Origin of the sequence: Streptomyces yatensis (assembly GCF_018069625.1) — a bacterium.
Taxonomy (GTDB): domain Bacteria; phylum Actinomycetota; class Actinomycetes; order Streptomycetales; family Streptomycetaceae; genus Streptomyces; species Streptomyces yatensis.
The window spans coordinates 2,105,837-2,124,118 of sequence record NZ_CP072941.1 but is presented as its reverse complement, the minus strand read 5'-3'; the positions used below and the strand labels follow the sequence as shown (position 1 = coordinate 2,124,118).

Sequence of the window (18,282 nt, the reverse complement as noted above, 5' to 3'; positions counted from 1 at the left end):
GGACCTCGTGGTGGGTGGGGTGCGTGGGTGGCCGGTGTCTTGCGTACGGGGCGGGGGCCGGGGTCTCCGGGGCGGGGCCCTGGACCTCACGCGCGTGTCAGCGCAGGAACGCCGCCGCAACCCCCGCGTCGACCGGGATGTGCAGTCCTGTGGTGTGGGTCAGGTCGCCGCCCACGAGCGTGAAGACCGCGTTCGCCACGTGGGTCGGGAGCACTTCGCGCTTGAGGAGGGTGCGTTGGGCGTAGAACTCGCCCAGCTTCTCCTCGGGGACGCCGTACACGGCGGCGCGTTGCGCGCCCCAGCCGCTCGCGAAGATGCCGGAGCCCTGGACCACGCCGTCGGGGTTCACGCCGTTGACACGGATGCCGTGTTCGCCCAACTCCGCTGCGAGAAGGCGGACTTGGTGGGCCTGGTCGGCCTTGGTCGCGGAGTACGCGATGTTGTTCGGGCCCGCGAACACCGCGTTCTTGGAGGTGATGTACACGATGTCGCCGCCCATGTTCTGGGCGATGAAGGTCCGTGCCGCCTCGCGGGAGGCCAGGAAGCTGCCTCGGGCCATGATGGTGTGCTGGAGGTCCCAGTCCTGGGTGGTTGTTTCGAGGAGGGGCTTGGAGAGGCTGATCCCGGCGTTGTTGACCAGGATGTCCACCCCGCCGAAGTCCAGGGCCGCCTGGGCGAACGCCGCCTTGATCTGCTCTTCCGAGGTGACGTCGGCGGTGACCGCGGTGGCCTTGTCGGGGCCGCCCAGCTCCTGCGCGACGGCTGCGGCTGAGGCTGTGTTGATATCCGCGACGACGACGCATGCGCCCTCGGCCACCAGGCGGTGGGCGATGGCCTTGCCGATGCCTGAGCCGGCGCCGGTCACCAGGGCGATACGGGTCGCGAGGGGCTTGGGTTTCGGCATGCGCTGGAGCTTGGCCTCTTCCAGCGCCCAGTACTCGATGCGGAACTTCTCCGACTCCTCGATGGGGGAGTAGGTCGACACCGCTTCCGCGCCGCGCATGACGTTGATCGCGTTGACGTAGAACTCGCCCGCCACGCGGGCCGTTTGCTTGTCCTTGCCGTAGCTGAACATCCCGACCCCGGGGATCAGCACGATGGCAGGATCCGCGCCGCGCATGGGAGGGGAGTCGGGGGTGGCGTGGTTGTTGTAGTAGGCCGCGTAGTCGGTGCGGTAGGCGGTGTGGAGTTCCCTGAGGCGGGTGATCGTCACGTCGAGGGGGGTGTCGGGCGGGAGGTCCAGGACCAGGGGGCGGACCTTCGTACGGAGGAAGTGGTCCGGGCAGGAGGTGCCGAGGGCCGCCAGACGTGGGTGTTCGGCGCGGGAGACGAAGTCCAGGACGGTGTCGTTGTCCGTGAAGTGGCCCACCTGGGGGCGGTCCGTGGAGGCCAGGCCGCGGATCACGGGCGCCAGGGCGGCCGCGCGGGCGCGGCGCTCGGGGGTGGGAAGGGTGGGGTGGACGACGGGGCCGAACGGGTCCGCCGTGCCGCGTGCGGTGAGGAACTCCTCGGCGGTGCGGATGATGCGGAGCGAGTTGGCCTCGCACGCGGCGGAGGTGTCGCCCCAGGCGGTGATGCCGTGGCCACCGAGGATGCAGCCGATGGCCTGGGGGTTGGCCTTCTTGATGGCGGCGATGTCCAGGCCCAGTTGGAAGCCGGGTCGGCGCCAGGGCACCCACACCACCTGGTTGCCGAAACACTCCTTGGTCAGCGCCTCGCCATCGGCCGCGCAGGCGAGGGCGATGCCGGAGTCGGGGTGGAGGTGGTCGACGTGGGCGGCGTCGACCAGGCCGTGCATGGCGGTATCGATGGACGGCGCGGCCCCGCCCTTGCCGTGCAGGCAGTAGTCGAACGCCGCGACCATCTCGTCCTCGCGCTCCACTCCCGGATAGACCCCGGTGAGCGCACGAAGCCGGTCCAGACGGAGTGCGGCGAGCCCGGAGGAGGTGAGCGTGCCCAGATCGCCACCGGAGCCCTTGACCCACATCAGCTCGACGTCCTGGCCCGTGACCGGGTCGGTCGCGGTGCCCTTGGCGGAGGTGTTTCCGCCCGCGTAGTTGGTGTTGCGAGGGTCGGCACCGAGACGATGCGAGCGCTCCAGAAGCGCGGCCGCCTCGGGGTGGGGTTCTGCGGTCATGGCGTCCTCTTCGTGTGGACCGGGCCGGTCTCGGTGGGTGGGTCTCGGCGACGACGGCGGGAGGGGTGTCCCGCGGGGTGTGATTGGGGGTCAGTGGTGGTCGTGGGGGCGGCGCCAGGGCGCCGGGGCGAAGCCCCGCGTGTGCGGGGCGGCGAGCTGTGGTGTTCGGGCCGAGCCCCGCGGGTTCCGGGCAGCGCCCCGGGGGTGTGGGTCAAGCTCCGGGGCCGAGGTCGGAGCCCCGTGTGTTTGGGGCGGCGAGCTCGGGTGTTCGGGCGGAGCCCCTGGGGTTCGGGGCGGAGGTGGGTCGGGTCTGGGCGTTCGGGCGGAGCCTTGTCGGTTTCGGGTGGAGTCCGGTCGGGTTCGGGTCGGAGCCCCAGGGGTTTGGGGTAGTGCCTCGGGGTTCGGGGCGAAGCCCTGGGGGCTCGGTCCGAGCCCCGCGGGTTCGGGGCGGTTTCCCGGCAAGTTCGGGGGAGCCCCGGCCGGCTCGCTGCAGAGTCCCTGAGGTTCGGGTCGGAGCCCCAGAGGTCTGGGGTAGTGCCCCGGGGTTCGGGGCGGAGCCCCAGGGGGTGCGGGGCGCAGCCCCGCGGATCCGGGTTCCCGGGGGCCCGGGGGCTGGCCCCCGGGTTCGGGAAGGGGCGGGGTGGGGAAGGGCCCGCCGCAGGCGCTACGCGCCCCCGCCCTACGCCCCCCACCCCGCCTGCTGCCCACCCACCCGCTCCGAAACGATCCGCTCAGCCCACCCCGAGCCCCGGTACGCCCCCATCGGGTCGGCATCGATGCCCAGTTCCTCACGGACCTCGGCGAGCAGCGGCCGCACATCCGTGTTGTAGGCGTCCATCAGCACCGCATTCGCACCCAGCACGTCCCCCGTGCGCTGCGCGGCGCCCAGTGCGTCACCGTCGACCAGAAGGGCCTTGGCCGTGGCCTCCTGGACGTTCATGACGGAGCGGATGATCGCCGGGATCTTGGGCTCGATGTTGTGGCACTGGTCGAGCATGAAGGCGACCCCCGAGGTCAGTCCCCCGCCGCGGACCACCTCGTACATGATCCGGAAGAGCTGGAAGGGGTCGGCGGCACCCACCATCAGGTCGTCGTCCGCGTAGAAGCGGGAGTTGAAGTCGAAGGCGCCGAGCTTCTTCTCGCGCAGGAGGAGGGCGACGATGAACTCGATGTTGGTGCCGGGGGCGTGGTGGCCGGTGTCGACGCACACCTGCGCCTTGGGGCCGAGCTTGAGGCAGTGGGCGTAGGCGGTGCCCCAGTCCGGGACGTCCGTGGTGTAGAAGGCGGGCTCGAAGAACTTGTACTCCAGCAGCATGCGCTGGTCCTCGCCGAGACGGTCGTAGACGGCGGCCAGGGCCTCGCCGAGGCGGTCCTGGCGGGCCGCGATGTCGTCCTGGCCGGGATAGTTGGTGCCGTCGGAGAACCAGAGCTTGAGGTCACGGGAGCCCGTGGCGTCCATGATGTCGACGCACTCCAGGAGGTGGTCCAGCGCCTTGCGGCGGACCGCCGGGTCGGGGTGGGTGACCGAGCCCAGCTTGTAGTCGTCGTCCTGGAAGACGTTGGAGTTGATGGCGCCCAGTTTCAGGCCGCGTTCCTCCGCGTATTTGGCGAGCGCTCCGTAGTCCTCGACCCGGTCCCAGGGGATGTGGAGGGCGACGGTGGGCGCCACTCCGGTGAAGGCGTGCACCTGCGCGGCGTCGTCCAGCTTCTCCTGGGGGGAGCGCGGGACACCGGGCTGGGCGAAGACCTTGAACCGGGTTCCGGAGTTGCCGTACGCCCATGACGGCGTCTCGACCGCCTGGCTCTTGAGGGCCGCCTTCACGGCTGGAACGTCAGACATGAATCTCCTTCATGAAACGATTCAAGAAACCTAGCCGCGCGGTCCGCCACGCGTCAAGAAGTGGTGGGTCCCCGAGCCCACGGCGAACACCGCGCAGCCGTCCGCCATGCGCAGCAGGCGTCCGCCGTGACGGGGCACGTCCGAGGCGCGGCGCGCGGGGACCCAGATCTGTGCGGTGGTGTTGACGGGGATGGACACCGTGAGGCTGAAGTCCTCGTCGTTGTCCCCGCCCTGGGACCAGCGGGTGGTGACCGGGCCGTAGAGCGAGTCGTAGCGGCCCTCGGCGGAGCGCACCTCGCCGCCGGGGCGGGGCCGGATGAGGATGTCGCGGAAGCCGGGGGCGGCGGGGGCGATCCCGGTGATGTTCTGGTACATCCACTCGCCGACCGAGCCGTAGGCGTAGTGGTTGAACGAGTTCATCCCCACGTCCTGGAAGCTCCCGTCCGGCTTGATGGAGTCCCAGCGCTCCCACATCGTGGTCGCGCCCCGGTCGATCTGGTACCCCCAGGAGGGGAAGGTGCGCTGGTGGAGCAGGCGGTAGGCGACATCGGTGTGACCGGTCTCGGTGAGGGTCGGCAGCAGCCGGGGGGTGCCGAGGAAACCGGTGGACAGATGCCAGTCGCGGTCCTGGATCAGAGCCACGAGCCGGTCGGCGGCGGGCTTGCGGAGGGCGGCGGGGAGCAGGTCCATGGAGAGCGCCAGGACGTACGCGGTCTGGGTGTCGCCCTTGATCCTGCCGTCGGCGGAGACATAGGCGCGGTTGAAGGCCGCCTTGATACGGGTCAGGAGCTCTTCGTACGGGGCCGGGTCCTCGTCCAGGACGTGTGCGGCGCGGGCGACGAGGTCGGTGGCGTGGGCGAAGTAGGCGGTGGCGATGACGTCCTTGGGGGTGTCCGCCTCGACGCTGAGCCAGTCGCCGTAGCCCTCGGCGGGCCGCAGCAGGCCGGTGCTGTGCTGTTGCAGGTAGCTGATCCAGCGGCGCATGGCCGGCCAGTTGTCGCGCAGCACCTGGGTGTCGCCGTACGCCTGGTAGAGGTTCCAGGGCACGGTCACCCCGGCGTCGCCCCAGCCCGCTACGCCGTCGCCGACGTCGCCGAGGTTGGGTGCCACATTGGGGAAGGAGCCGTCGTCGGTCTGGCCGTCGCGCATGTCCTGGAGCCACTTGGTGAGGAAGCGGGCGGACTCCATGGCGTAGGCGGCGGTGCTGGAGAACACGTTGATGTCACCGGTCCAGCCGAGCCGTTCGTCCCGCGCCGGGGTGTCGGTGGGGATGGACAGGAAGTTGCCGCGCAGCCCCCAGGTGATGTTGGAGTGCAGCTGGTTGAGCATCGCCGAGTCGGTGTGGAAGGACATGGTGAACGGCGCGGCGGTGTGCATGACCCGCCCGGTGACCGCGTCGAGGGAGGGCTTTCCGGGGTAGCCCGTGACCTCGACGTAGCGGAAACCGTGGAAGGTGAAGCGCGGCTCGTAGGTTTCGGGGCCGCCGCCCTTGAGGGTGTACGTGTCGACGGGGCGGGCGGTGCGCAGATTGGCCGTGTAGGCCGTGCCGTCCGGGTTGAGTACCTCGGCGTGGCGGATCCGGACCTTCCGGCCGGCCGGGCCGGAGACCGTGAGGCGGACGCTGCCGACCATGTTCTGGCCCAGGTCGAAGAGGTGGACGCCGGGGGCGGGTTCGGTGACCTCGACGGGCTTGATCTCGCGTTCCACCCGGGTCGGGGCGTCGGTCTGGGCCACGACCTCGGCGGTGATGTCCGCGGCCGTGACGGCGGGCTGCCAGCCGGTGTCGTCGAAGCCCGGTGAGCTCCAGCCCGGGGTCTCCTTACGGGCGTCGTACTCCTCGCCCATCAGCACATCGGCGGTCAGCAGCGGGCCGGTGGCCGCGCGCCACTGCTGGTCGGTGGTGATGCGCTCGGTGCTGCCGTCGGCGTACACGACCTCCAACTGGGCGAGCAGGGCGGGGTGGCCGCCGTACTGGGCCTGGCCGAGCCAGGCGATGTTCCCGGCGTACCAGCCGGGGGCGAGGGTCACACCGAGGGCGTTGGCCCCGGGGCGGAGGGCGTCGGTGACGTCATAGGTCTGGTACGCCACCCGCTTGCGGTAATCCGTCCAGCCGGGCGCCAGTTGGTCGCGGCCGATGCGGACGCCGTTGAGGTGCGCTTCGTAGAGGCCCAGCGCCGTGGAGTGGAGCCGGGCGCGGGCGACGGGCTTGGTGAGCCGGAAGGTGCGGCGCAGCTGGGCGGGGGACTGGAGGGGGAACACCTTGCCCCAGGGCCCGCTGCCCCAGGCGGCCAGCTGCTTGGCGGTGGTCCAGCCGCTGTCGTCGAAGTCCGGGTCCGGCCAGGCGGCGGGGGGTTTCGCGTCGGTCGTGCGCCAGGTGGCGTCCGTGTGGTGGTGGGTGGTGGTGCCGTCGTCGGTGGTGAGCTCCAGGGTGGCCAGCAGCCCCGCCGGGCCCTTCTCGGCGTTGGTGGCCGAGATGGCGAGGGTGGCGGCGTTCCGGTCCAGGAATTCGGTGACGTCGACGGTGACCGGATGGCTCCATGCCTTGAGCACTCCCAGCGCCTCGCGGGCGGCCACCTCCGTGCCGTTCACATAGGCGGTGAAGCCGTCGTCGGCCGCCACCACCAGGCGGGCGCGGCGGACGGTGCCCGTGGCCCGGACCGAGGCGCGGAACCACCGGGTGGCCGCCGGGGCCTCGGTGGCCGGATCCCCTTCGGGGAACCAGATCCAGGAGGCGCCGTCCAGGGCCGGGGGCGCGGTCAGCGCGGCGGGCGCGGTGATCCAGCGCGCCTGCCACTGCCCGTCGCCCAGCAGCCCGGTCTCCCACCAGGCGGGGGCGGACCAGGGGGAGGGGCGGCCGTGGTCGTCCCAGACCCGCACCGACCAGTGGTACCGGGTGCGCGGACGCAGGGCCGGACCGTCGTAGGGCACCAGGACCGATTGGCGTGAGCTCTGCTTGCCGCTGTCCCAGACGTCGGGGTCGCCGAGCCGGTCGGGGGAGGTGGCGACCCGGATGTGGTACGCGCTCTGCAGCTGGTCGCGGGCGTCCGATGCGAGGATCCAGCTCAGCCGGGGGCGGGGGGTGTCGAGGCCGAGCGGATGGGGCGCGTACTCCACCGTCGTGCTCCGGACCCGCAGCCCGGCGGTGGGGCGGTCCTCGGCCGTGGCGGACGGGGTGAGAGCGGGCAGACCCGTGAGGGCCGTACCGGTGGCGGCGGTGGTGGCGAGCAGGTGGCGTCTGCTGATCATGGTCTTCCTCCAGGGATGGCTGGCAGGAACGACTGGCATGAGCCAGGGAATGAAAACGATTCAACCCAAGGCGCCTGGACCGTAGGGCCGGAGCTCGGGGTGCGTCAAGGGGGCTGGATCGATGTGGGTATATCCCGTGCACACCCCCTTGACGGCCGCAAAGTGCGGGGCTAGCTTCCCGGAATCCAGCATTGAAACATTTCATTTTCCGCCCTGGGTATGCGTCAGGAGACTCCGTGAGCCAGCCTGCTTCGACCGGTGTGCCGGTCCTCGCCCTCGAGGGGGTGAACAAATCCTTCGGCGCCGTACGGGCCCTTCGCGAGGTCTCGCTCGAACTCTTCGCCGGTGAGGCCCACGCCCTGGCCGGTGAGAACGGGGCGGGCAAGTCGACGCTGATCAAAGCCCTCGCCGGGGTGCACCGGCCCGACTCCGGCCGGGTGCTGCTGGACGGCGAGCCGGTGGTCTTCCACGGCCCCGCCGACGCGCGCGACGTCGGCATCGCCGTCATCTACCAGGAGCCCACGCTCTTCCCCGATCTGTCCATCGCCGAGAACATCTTCATGGGCCGTCAGCCCCGCCGGGCGCTCGGCCGGATCGACCACAGGGCCGTACGGAACTCCACCGCCGCCCTGATGGCGCGGCTCGGCGTCGAACTCGACCCGGACCGGCCCGCCCGGGGCCTGTCCATCGCCGATCAGCAGATCGTCGAGATCGCCAAGGCGCTCTCCTTCGACGCCCGGGTGCTGATCATGGACGAGCCGACGGCGGCGCTGACCGGAAGCGAGACCGCCCGGCTCTTCTCGGTCGTCGAGACGCTGCGCGCCGAGGGCGCCGCCGTGCTGTTCATCTCCCACCGCCTGGAGGAGATCTTCGAGCTGTGCCAGCGGGTCACCATCCTGCGGGACGGCCGGTGGGTGGCGTCCGAGCCGCTGACGGGGCTGACCCAGGACGATCTGGTCCGCCGCATGGTCGGCCGGGACCTGGCCGAGCTCTACCCCAAGCAGGCCAGCCGGGTGGGCGAAACCGCCCTGTCGGTGCGGCGGCTGACCCGTGAGGGCGTCTTCCGGGACGTCTCCTTCGAGGTCCGGCGCGGTGAGATCGTCGCGCTGGCCGGGCTGGTCGGCGCCGGGCGCACCGAGGTCGCCCAGGCCGTCTTCGGCGTGGACCGGGCGGACGCGGGCGAGGTGAGGGTCGACGGGACGGTGCTGCGGCCCGGTTCGCCGACCGCCGCCATGGACGCCGGGCTCGCGCTCGTCCCCGAGGACCGGCGTCAGCGGGGCCTGGTGATGGAGATGTCCATCGAGCGGAACATCGGGCTGACCGGCCTCGACCGGCTGGGCCGCGCGGGCCTGGTGCGACGGGCGCTGGAGCGCGGCCGGGCGGCCGACTGGGCGGTCCGCCTCCAGCTGAAGTACGGCAGCCTCGCCGACCACGTCGGGGTGCTCTCCGGCGGCAATCAGCAGAAGGTCGTGCTCGCCAAGTGGCTGGCGACCGAGCCCACGGTGCTCATCGTCGACGAGCCCACGCGCGGAATCGACGTCGGCACCAAGGCCGAGGTGCACCGGCTGCTGTCGTCGCTGGCCGCCGAAGGGCTCGCGGTGCTGATGATCTCCTCCGATCTGCCCGAGGTGCTGGGCATGGCCGACCGGGTCCTGGTGATGCACGAGGGCCGGCTGGTCGCCGAGATCCCGCGCGCCGAGGCCACCGAGGAGTCCGTGATGGCCGCCGCGACAGGGCTCACGGGTGGCGCCGAAGGCGCCGGTGTCGCCGGTGAGGCTGCCGCGACCGCAGTCCCCGGCGCCACCGCCGCGATCGGGCCCACCGATGCCCCCGGCGCGAGAGGGCGCACAGGCGCCACCGCCGCGACCGGGCGCACCGACGCCACCGGTGACACGGGCGCGAGCGGGCACCCCCACGCCACCGGGCCCACCGGCGCCGACGGGGCCACCGCAGAAGGGACCCGCACGTGAGCGTGACCGTCGAGAAACCCGGACCGGGGAAGCCCGCCGCCGCGCCCGAGACGACCCGCTCGGCGCGTTCCCTCGTCGACGCCGTCTTCCGCGCGCGGGAGATCAGCATCGCGGGCGCCCTCCTGCTGCTGGTGCTGTTCACCTGGATAGCCGAGCCGCGCTTCCTCAACGACCAGGGCATCAAGGACCTGTTGCTCAACGCCGCGATCCTGGTGCTGCTCGCGGTCGGGCAGTCGGTGGTGGTCATCACCCGCAACATCGATCTGTCGGTCGGCTCCGTGGTGGGCCTGTCCGCCTTCGCCTGCGGGAAGTTCGTCTCCGGCACCGACCACGGGGTGCTGACGGTCCTGCTGCTGGGCCTGCTCGTCGGCGCGGGCTGCGGCATCGTCAGCGGTGCGCTGGTGAGCTTCGGACGGGTGCCCGCGCTGGTGGTGACCCTCGGGATGCTCTACATCATCCAGGGCGTCGACTACTGGTGGGCGCAAGGGCAGCAGATCAACGCGGCCGATGTGCCGCAGCCCGTGCTGGACCTCGGCAGCGGCAGTGTGCTGGGCGTCCCGTATCTCCCGCTGATCGCCTTCGCGGTGCTCGCCGCGACCGCGTACGTCCTGCGCACCTACCGCGGCGGCCGCGAGTTGTACGCCATCGGCTCCAGCCCGGAGGCCGCCCGGCTGGCCGGGGTGCCGATCCGGCGGCGGGTGCTGGGCGCGTATCTGTTCTCCGGCGCCGTCTCGGGCTTCGCGGGCGCGCTGTGGCTGGCCCGCTTCGGCACCGTCGTCGCCGACAACGCCCACGGCTGGGAGCTGACCGTGGTCAGCGCGGTGGTGGTCGGTGGCGTCGCCATCGTCGGCGGCACCGGCACGGTGTGGGGCGCGGCGCTGGGCGCGCTGCTGCTCACCACCATCGGCAGCGCTCTGGCCGTGCTCAAGGTCGACTCCTTCTGGCAGGACGCCATCGCGGGTGCGCTGCTGCTGGCGGCCATCAGCGTGGACCGGATCGTGAGGGTGCGCATGACCCGTGCGCTGAGGAAGAGGAGCGCTCGATGAAGCTCAGGTGGGACACCGCCGTCGGGGTGCTGCTGGTGGCCGTCTTCCTCACCGGCCTCGGCACCACGGACGGCTTCGCGAGCCGCGACAACCTCGCCTTCGCCTTCAACGACATCGCCGAGGTGGCGCTGATGGCGCTGCCGATGACACTGCTGGTGGTGGCCGGGCAGGTGGATCTGTCGGTGGCCTCGATGCTCGGCCTGGGCAGCGCGCTCACCGGCCAACTGTGGGACGCGGGCTGGGCGTTCGAGACCATCGTGCCGGTCGTGCTGCTGGTCGGGGTGATCGGGGGGCTGCTCAACGGCTGGCTGGTCACCCGGGTCGGGCTGCCCTCGCTCGCCGTCACCATCGGCACGCTCGCCCTCTACCGGGGGCTGGCCTCGGTGGTGCTCGGCTCGGGCGCCATCACCGACTTCCCCGAGACGTACGCCAAGTGGGCCGTGGACACCACCACCGTGCCCGGCACCTTCCTCACCTACCCGGTGGTGTTGTTCATCGTGCTGGCCGCCATCGCCGCCGTGGTGCTGCACGCCACGGGCCTGGGCCGGTCGCTGTTCGCCATCGGCGCCCAGGAGGACGCCGCCTACTTCGCGGGCATCCGGGTCAAACGCGTCAAGCTGCTGCTGTTCGTCGTCAGCGGGCTGATCTCGGCCTTCGCGGGGGTCGTGTTCACCCTGCGGTACGGCAGCGCGCGGGCCGACAACGGCCAGGGCTTCGAAATGCTCGTCATCGCCTCCGTCCTGCTGGGCGGCGTCGACTTCGACGGCGGCAAGGGCACGCTGGTCGGCGCCGTCGCCGGGGTGCTGCTCATCGGCGTCCTGAAGAACCTGCTGACCCTCAACGACGTGGCCAACGAGGTCCAGGTGATCGTCACCGGGCTGCTGCTGGTGGCCTCCGTCCTCACCCCCCGCCTGATCACCACCGTGAGCGCCTGGCGTCACCGGCGCGCCGCCGCCTCGACCAGCTGATCCACCCACGCACCGCGAAAGGTCTCCCCATGAAGAGCTCTCCCGCGCGCCGCCGCGCCGCCGCCACCGCCGCCGCGGTCTGTGCCCTGGCCGTGGCCCTGGCCGGCTGCGGCGGCACCACCAAGAAGGACAACGACAACAGCGGCCCCGCCAAGACCGACGCCAAGGCCGACCCCGGCGCACCGCTGAAGAAGGGCCTCAAGCTGGCCTTTCTGCCCAAGCAGATCAACAACCCGTACGAGAAGCTCATCGACCGGGCGGGAATCACGGCCGCCGGGGAGTTCGGTGGCAAGGGCAAGGAGGTCGGCCCGTCCGACGCCAGCGCCTCCTCCCAGGTGTCGTACATCAACACCCTGGTCCAGCAGCGCCAGGACGCCATCCTGATCGCGGCCAACGACCCCAACGCGGTCTGCGGCCCGCTCAAGCAGGCCATGAAGAAGGACATCAAGGTGGTGGCGTACGACTCCGACACCGCCCCGGCCTGCCGTCAGCTCTTCATCAACCAGGCCGGATCCGAGGAGATCGGCCGCAGCCAGGTCCAGCACCTGGCCAAACAACTCGACTACAAGGGCGAGATCGCGATCCTGTCCGCCACCCAGAACGCCACCAACCAGAACACCTGGATCCGCTTCATGAAGGACGAGCTGAGCAAGCCCGCCTACAAGAACATGAAGCTGGTCAAGACGGTGTACGGGGACGACGACGACCAGAAGTCCTTCCAGGAGACCCAGGGCCTGCTCAAGGCGTATCCGGGGCTCAAGGGCATCATCGCGCCCACCACGGTCGGCATCGCCGCGGCCGCCCGCTACATCAGCGGCTCCTCGTACGAGGGCAAGGTCGTGCTGAACGGACTCGGCACGCCCAACCAGATGCGCAAGTACGTCAAGGACGGCACCGTCGAGCAGTTCTCGCTCTGGGACCCCAAGAAGCTCGGCTACCTCGGCTCGTACGCCGCGGCCGCGCTCGCCTCCGGGCAGATCACCGGGGCCGAGGGGGAGAAGTTCAAGGCCGGGAAGCTGGGCGAGTACACGGTCGGCAAGAACGGCGAGATCATCCTCGGCCCGCCCACCGTCTTCGACAAGGCCAACATCGACAAGTTCGACTTCTGAGGGCGGTCCGGCGATGCGGCGGGTGTGTTTTCTGCTGAAGGTCCGCCAGGACCGGATCGGCGAGTACCGCGAGCGGCACGAGGCCGTCTGGCCCGAGATGCGGGCGGCGCTCGAGGAGACCGGCTGGCACAACTACTCGCTCTTCCTGCGCGAGGACGGGCTGCTGGTGGGCTATCTGGAGACCGAGGACTTCGAGGCCGCCCAGGCCGCGATGGCCGCCACCGAGGTCAACGCCCGCTGGCAGGCCGAGATGGCGCCCTTCTTCGAAGAGCTCGACGGCGCGGCGCCGGATGAGGCGATGAAGCCGCTGACGGAGGTCTTCCACCTCGGGTAGGTCCCGGTCCGGGACCCCGTTCCTGCCGGGCGGACGGGCGGGCCTCGGCCGCCGGCCTGGCCGGCCCCGGGGGTGCCCCGGAATTCACGGGGTCCAGGGGCGGAGCCCCTCCACGCGGCGGAGCCGCATATCGATGCCGTGGGAAGGGGCGGGGTGGGGACGGAAGCCCGCTCCGCCGCCCACAAGCGCACCAGGAAAGGAACGGACATGAGACCACTGCCCATCGCCGTCCTGTCGTTCATGCATCAGCGGAGGTCCAGCGGCACCACACCCTCCGCGCTCCGCGTCATCGACTTCACGCTCCCCTCCTGACGGATGGCACCCGGGGTGGGCATCAAAGAGGTGGCGCGCGAGGCCGGGGTCTCGGTCGGCACGGTCTCCAACGTCATCAACCGCCCGGAGTCGGTGTCCGAGGAGACCCGGGCCCGGGTGCTGTCCACGATCGAGCGCCTGGGCTACGTACGCCAGGAGTCCGCGCGCCAGCTGCGGGCCGGTCACAGCCGCATCATCGCGCTGCTGGTGCTGGACATGGCGAACCCGTTCTTCGTGGACGTCGCGCGGGGCGCCGAGCGTGCGGCGCGGGAAGCGGGTCTTGGGGTGATGGTGTGCAACAGCGCCCAGAGCCCCGAGGAGGAGGCCGACTACCTCGGGCTCTTCGCCGAACAGCGGGTGCGCGGGGTGCTGATGACCCCGGCCGATATGACCGGGCGCAACCTCGCCTCCTTCCGGCGGCAGCCCATCCCGTTCGTCCTCGTCGACCGGGTGCTGCCCAGCGCCGAGGGATGTTCGGTGTCGGTCGACGATGTCACCGGCGGCGAACTCGCCGTCCGCCACCTGCTGGGCCTCGGCCATCGCACCCTCGCCTATGTGAGCGGGCCGATGCGGCTGGCCCAGTGCCGCGACCGCCGCGAGGGCGCGCTGCGCGCCCTGCGCGAACAGGGGCTCGGCGAGTCCGCGCTGCGCCATGTCGAGGTGGAGCGGCTGGACGTGACGTCCGGGCGGGACGCGGGGGCGCGGCTGCTGGGCATGTCACCGCGGCCGACGGCGGTGTTCTGCGCCAATGACCTGCTGGCGCTGGGGGTGCTGCAGTCGCTGTACGGGGCGGGGGTGTCGGTGCCGGGGGAGGTGGCGCTGGTGGGGTACGACGACATCGAGTTCGCGGCGGCGGCCGCGGTGCCGCTGACGTCGGTGCGCCAGCCGGCGTTCCGGATGGGGCGGATGGCGGCCGAGCTGCTGATCGAGGAGACGGGGGAGCGGGCGGCGGACCACCGCCACCAGCGGATCGTCCTCCAGCCCGAACTCGTCGTCCGCGGGTCGAGCCTGGTCCGCTCCCGCGGCCGAGCCGGGGGCCCGCGGTAGCCGGGAGCGGTGCCCGAGCGGCCCGTGGCCGCGGCCCGGTCCTGCCCGACCGGTCGAACAGCGCACTACCATGTTCCCGCGACCGCGGTGGGTCGCGGGAAGACGGAGGCTCCGGGTCGTGGGACGCATGGTGGGGATCAAGGACGTCGCGCGGCAGGCGGGAGTGTCCGTCGGCACTGTCTCGAACGTGATCAACCGGCCCGAGATGGTCGCCGAGGCCACACGTGACCGGGTACAGGGCGTCATCGAGCGCCTGGGCTACGTACGCCAGGAGTCCGCGCGCCAGCTGCGGGCGGGGCGCAGCCGCATCATCGCGCTGCTGGTGCTGGACATGGCGAACCCGTTCTTCGTGGACGTGGCGAGCGGTGCGGAGCGCGCGGCGCGGGAGGCGGGTCTTGGGGTGATGGTGTGCAACAGCGCGCAGAGCCCCGAGGAGGAGGCCGACTACCTCGGGCTCTTCGCCGAGCACCGGGTGCGCGGGGTGCTGGTCACCCCGGCCGATGTCACCGGGGCCAACTTGGAGAGCTTCCGGCGCCACGACATCCCGTTCGTCTTCGTGGACCGCGAGGTGCCCAGCGCCGACGGCTGCTCGGTGTCGGTCGACGACATCGAGGGCGGGGCGCTCGCCGGCCGCCACCTCATCGCCCAGGGCCACCGCTCCGTGGTCTACGTCAGCGGTCCGATGCTGCTCCCGCAGTGCCAGGACCGGCGGGCCGGGCTGCTCGGCGCGTTCGCGGAGGAGGGGCTGGCGGCGGAGGCGATGGTGCACATCGAGGCCGAGCGGCTGGACGTGGCCTCGGGCCGGGACGCGGGGGCCCGGCTGCTGGGGATCTCACCGCGCCCGACGGCGGTGTTCTGCGCCAACGACCTGCTGGCGCTCGGAGTGCTGCAGGCCCTTTTCGCGGCCGGGGTGTCGGTGCCGGGGGAGGTGGCGCTGGTGGGGTACGACGACATCGAGTTCGCGGCGGCGGCCGCGGTGCCGCTGACCTCGGTGCGCCAGCCGGCCTTCCGGATGGGGCGGACGGCGGCCGAGCTGCTCATCGAGGAGACCGGTGAGGAGACGGAGGACCATCAGCACCGGCGGATCGTCCTCCAGCCCGAACTGGTGGTCAGGGACTCGACGTTCGCGCCCAGACCGGGGGCGTGACCGCGGGCTCACGGTCTCCTCGGCACCGGGAAGGACCCGGGCACCGGCCGGGGCCCTTCCCGACGCCGAGGAGACGCCGAGGCCCGGTCAGGCCGGTGGTTTGACCGCGACGACGGGGACGGGACTCTCCAGCAGCAGCCGCTGGCTCACGCTGCCCAGCAGGGCCTTGCCCACCGGCGAGCGCCGGCGGATGCCGACGACCAGCCGGTCGACACCGGGCCGCGCCTCGATCTCGTCCAGAACGGCGTCCACGGGGTCGCGGTCACCGGGACCGCTGCGCTCGACGATCGTGATTTTCAGGTCCTCGGGCAGGCCGGAGCGGTCCAGCGCGGACAGGCGCAGGTTGACCAGCACCAGATCGGTGCCCAGCAGACGGGCCTCGGCGATTCCCGCGGTCAGCGCGTGGTCTCCCTCGCGGCCCTCGGCGATGGCGGTCAGGACGGTCACGGTGTGGAGCCCTCCTCTCGAAGCGGGGCGGGTGTGGAGTAGCGGGTGCGGAAGTCGTCCTCCAGCTCTTCCAGTGAGCGGCCCTTGGTCTCGGGCACACAGGTGGCGATGAAGAGGAGGGCCAGCACACCGAAGGCGGCGAACGCGAAGAAGGTGTTCGAGATCCCCAGGGCCTTCACGATGGGCGGGAAGCCGAGGGCGACCAGGGCGTTCGCCATCCACAGCACGAAGATGCTGATGCCGATGGCGAGGCTGCGGATCTTGAGCGGGAACATCTCGGAGAGGATGAGCCAGACCAGCGGACCGATGGTGGCCTGCATGGAGAAGACGAAGAGCACGACGAACACGAGAATGAACCACGCCTTCAGCGTGCCCTCGGGCATCAGCAGCGCGGAGAGCCCGACGAGCAGGTGGAACGTCGTGGTCAGGGCGAACCCGCCGAGCAGCATGGTGCGCCGCTTGAGCCTGTTGATGACCGACACGCCCACCGCGATGCCGATGACGCTGAAGGCGCCGTTGAGGGTGTTCGCGATGATGGCGGAGTCGCCCGAGAACCCGGCGTCGCCGAGCAGTTGTGTGCCGTAGTACATGACGGAGTTGATGCCGGTGAACTGTTGGCAGAAGCCGAGCCCCGCCCCGATCAGGATGAGCACCCGCACCCATCGCACCCCGAGATCCACCCTGCCCGCGGTCTTGGCGACCCGCTCCTCCTCGGCGAGGCGGTGGACCTCCGCCATCTCGGCGCGGGCCCGCTCGGGGGTCCGGACCTGGGACAGGACCGCGAGTGCCTCGTCCTCACGGCCGTGGGCGACCAGCCAGCGCGGGCTCTCCGGCAGCCGCAGCATGCCGAGGAACAGCCCGATCGCCGGAAGGAGGGCGACGAGCAGCATCAGCCGCCAGATGCCATCGGTCTCGCCCCAGAGGTTGAAGATGACCGCGTTGATGACGAACGCGGCGAACTGGCCGGTCACGATCATCACTTCGTTGCGGGTGACGATGGAGCCGCGGCGCTCGGCCGGGGCGATTTCCGCCAGGTAGACCGGGACCGTCGCCGAGGCGCCGCCCACGGCGAGGCCGAGGACGAAGCGGAAGAGGGCGAGCACCTGCCAGCTCGGCGACAGTACGCAGCCCAGGGTGCCGAGCATGAACACCAAGGACAGCAGCAGGATGTTGTGGCGGCGGCCGTGCCGGTCGGACAGCACTCCGCCGATCATGGCGCCGAAGGCGGCGCCGAAGATGAGGTTGCTGACCACGATTCCCTCGGTGAGCGCGGTCAGGCCGAGGTCGTCGGTGAGGGGATCGAGGGCACCGTTGACGACGCCGGTGTCGTAGCCGAAGAGCAGTCCGCCGAAGGTCACGATGACGGCGACCAGGCCGAGCCGTCGTGAGTGGGGGCCCTTGGTGTCCGGCGGCAGTTCGGGGTCCTGGTGCGGGATGCCGGAGCCCTCGGAGTCGAGTCGGGTGTTCATCGGGGTTCTCTTTCGTGGATACCCCCGGCTTCAGCCGGGGGAGGAAACGAAGCTCTTGCGGAGGCAGGGCAGGGAAAGCCGATTCGCCGTCAGGGTGATTCGACGTCCACTGAAATCCGGCCGACACCCGTGACTCACAAGGGAACTGATAGGCTGTGAGGCGTGGTGCGGCAGGTCAAGCGGGCGTCCAGGTACCGCTTTTAGCCCACGGACGAGCAGGCAGCCGAGCTGTCGCGCACGTTCGGCTGTGTCCGCCTCGTGTACAACAAGGCGTTGGATGAGCGCACGCGTGCCTGGTACGGCGAGCAGCGCCGCATCTCCTACGTGCAGACGTCCGCCGCGCTGACGGAGTGGAAGAAGACCGCAGACCTGGCCTTCCTGGCGGAGGTGTCCTCGGTCCCGCTCCAGCAGGCGCTGCGCCATCTTCAGACGGCGTTCGGGAACTTCTTCGCCCAGCGTGCGAAGTACCCGCGCTACAAGTCGCGGAAGAAGTCCCGGGCGTCGGCCGAGTACACCCGCAGTGCCTTCACGCGGGAGTTGTCCCGGAAGGCCAAGGGGTCGGTGAACCGGGAGAAGGCGCGCCGGAAGGTCGCCCGCGTGCACGCGCGGATCACCGACCGGCGCCGCGACTTCCTGCACAAGCTGACCACTCGTCTCGTCCGTGAGAACCAAACGGTCGTGATCGAGGACCTCACCGTCCGTAACCTGCTGAAGAACGGCCGCCTCGCGCGCGCCATCTCGGATGCGGCCTGGACGGATCTGCGCATGATGCTGGAGTACAAGTGCGCCTGGTACGTCCGTGAGTGGACGTGCGACTGCGGCGCTGTGCATGACCGCGACGTGAACGCGGCACGCAACATCCTGGCCGCCGGGCTGGCGGTGTCTGCCTGTGGAGACGGTGTGAGACCTCAACGGGAGTCCTCCCGGACGGGGCGGTCGTCGGTGAAGCAGGAACCCCAGCGGGCGACCGCTGGAATCCCCCGCCTTTAGGCGGGGGGCAAGTCAACGTCGTGTCTCCTCGTGGAGGCAGCGGAGGTCGTGGTGGCGCCTCGGCCGGCTGCGGTGTGTTTCCCGATGTCGACTGAGTGGGCGGCGTACATGGGCCCGGTGCGATGGCGCGGCCATTCCGGCAGGGGTCACCTGCCGTGCGGTCTCTCATGGCCGGCCAGCCGCGATCGCGCGGCTGCGAAGAGCCTTTGTCTTTTTGTCA

At 71.0% G+C, this 18,282-nt stretch carries 12 protein-coding genes and 1 pseudogene; 8 read left to right on the top strand and 5 right to left on the bottom strand.

Annotated features, from left to right (window positions below; translation table 11 throughout):
• Positions 1–97: 97 nt before the first annotated feature.
• The 3 genes from J8403_RS08235 to J8403_RS08225 all read right to left on the bottom strand — a co-directional run bounded on the left by J8403_RS08235 (position 98) and on the right by J8403_RS08225 (position 7,223).
• Positions 98–2,137 carry a bifunctional aldolase/short-chain dehydrogenase gene (locus J8403_RS08235; RefSeq protein ID WP_211122593.1) on the bottom strand — a complete coding sequence of 680 codons (2,040 nt, stop codon included), beginning with the start codon at positions 2,135–2,137 and terminating at the stop codon, positions 98–100.
• 679 nt (positions 2,138–2,816) lie between these two features.
• Entirely contained in the window at positions 2,817–3,977 is a 1,161-nt protein-coding gene (gene rhaI, locus J8403_RS08230; RefSeq protein ID WP_211122592.1) for an L-rhamnose isomerase, read from the bottom strand.
• Between the two features lie 30 nt (positions 3,978–4,007).
• On the bottom strand, positions 4,008–7,223 hold the full coding sequence (locus J8403_RS08225; RefSeq protein ID WP_211122591.1) for an alpha-L-rhamnosidase: 3,216 nt from the start codon (positions 7,221–7,223) through the stop codon (positions 4,008–4,010).
• A 236-nt stretch (positions 7,224–7,459) separates the two neighbouring features.
• Here J8403_RS08225 and J8403_RS08220 point away from each other — a divergent pair, with 236 nt between their 5' ends.
• The 7 genes from J8403_RS08220 to J8403_RS08190 all read left to right on the top strand — a co-directional run bounded on the left by J8403_RS08220 (position 7,460) and on the right by J8403_RS08190 (position 15,156).
• On the top strand, positions 7,460–9,193 hold the full coding sequence (locus J8403_RS08220) for an ATP-binding cassette domain-containing protein (RefSeq protein ID WP_246585760.1): 1,734 nt from the start codon (positions 7,460–7,462) through the stop codon (positions 9,191–9,193).
• Positions 9,190–10,239, top strand: a complete 1,050-nt coding sequence (locus J8403_RS08215) for an ABC transporter permease (RefSeq protein WP_211122590.1) — start codon at positions 9,190–9,192, stop codon at positions 10,237–10,239. Before J8403_RS08220 ends, J8403_RS08215 begins: the two co-directional genes overlap by 4 nt.
• The gene (locus J8403_RS08210) at positions 10,236–11,207 is read left to right on the top strand and encodes an ABC transporter permease (protein WP_211122589.1); all 972 of its coding nucleotides are present in this window, start codon (positions 10,236–10,238) and stop codon (positions 11,205–11,207) included. Before J8403_RS08215 ends, J8403_RS08210 begins: the two co-directional genes overlap by 4 nt.
• A 29-nt stretch (positions 11,208–11,236) precedes the next feature.
• Entirely contained in the window at positions 11,237–12,316 is a 1,080-nt protein-coding gene (gene rhaS, locus J8403_RS08205; protein WP_211122588.1) for a rhamnose ABC transporter substrate-binding protein, read from the top strand.
• A 13-nt stretch (positions 12,317–12,329) separates the two neighbouring features.
• The gene (locus tag J8403_RS08200) at positions 12,330–12,650 is read left to right on the top strand and encodes an L-rhamnose mutarotase (RefSeq protein WP_211122587.1); all 321 of its coding nucleotides are present in this window, start codon (positions 12,330–12,332) and stop codon (positions 12,648–12,650) included.
• Positions 12,651–12,965: 315 nt separating this feature from the next.
• Positions 12,966–14,009, top strand: a complete 1,044-nt coding sequence (locus J8403_RS08195; protein ID WP_211122586.1) for a LacI family DNA-binding transcriptional regulator — start codon at positions 12,966–12,968, stop codon at positions 14,007–14,009.
• Between the two features lie 127 nt (positions 14,010–14,136).
• Positions 14,137–15,156: a LacI family DNA-binding transcriptional regulator gene (locus tag J8403_RS08190; protein WP_211128138.1), complete on the top strand. Its 1,020-nt coding sequence runs from the start codon at positions 14,137–14,139 to the stop codon at positions 15,154–15,156.
• Positions 15,157–15,243: 87 nt separating this feature from the next.
• Here J8403_RS08190 and J8403_RS08185 read toward each other — a convergent pair whose 3' ends face one another.
• The gene (locus J8403_RS08185; protein WP_211122585.1) at positions 15,244–15,603 is read right to left on the bottom strand and encodes a universal stress protein; all 360 of its coding nucleotides are present in this window, start codon (positions 15,601–15,603) and stop codon (positions 15,244–15,246) included.
• Positions 15,600–17,072 (bottom strand): sugar porter family MFS transporter, encoded by a 1,473-nt coding sequence (locus J8403_RS08180; RefSeq protein WP_211122584.1) that lies wholly within the window; start codon positions 17,070–17,072, stop codon positions 15,600–15,602. Before J8403_RS08180 ends, J8403_RS08185 begins: the two co-directional genes overlap by 4 nt.
• Positions 17,073–17,234: 162 nt before the next feature.
• On the opposite strand from J8403_RS08180, the pseudogene J8403_RS08175 reads away from it, so the two are divergent.
• Positions 17,235–18,062, top strand: a pseudogene (locus J8403_RS08175) (RNA-guided endonuclease InsQ/TnpB family protein).
• The last annotated feature ends 220 nt before the right edge of the window (positions 18,063–18,282 follow it).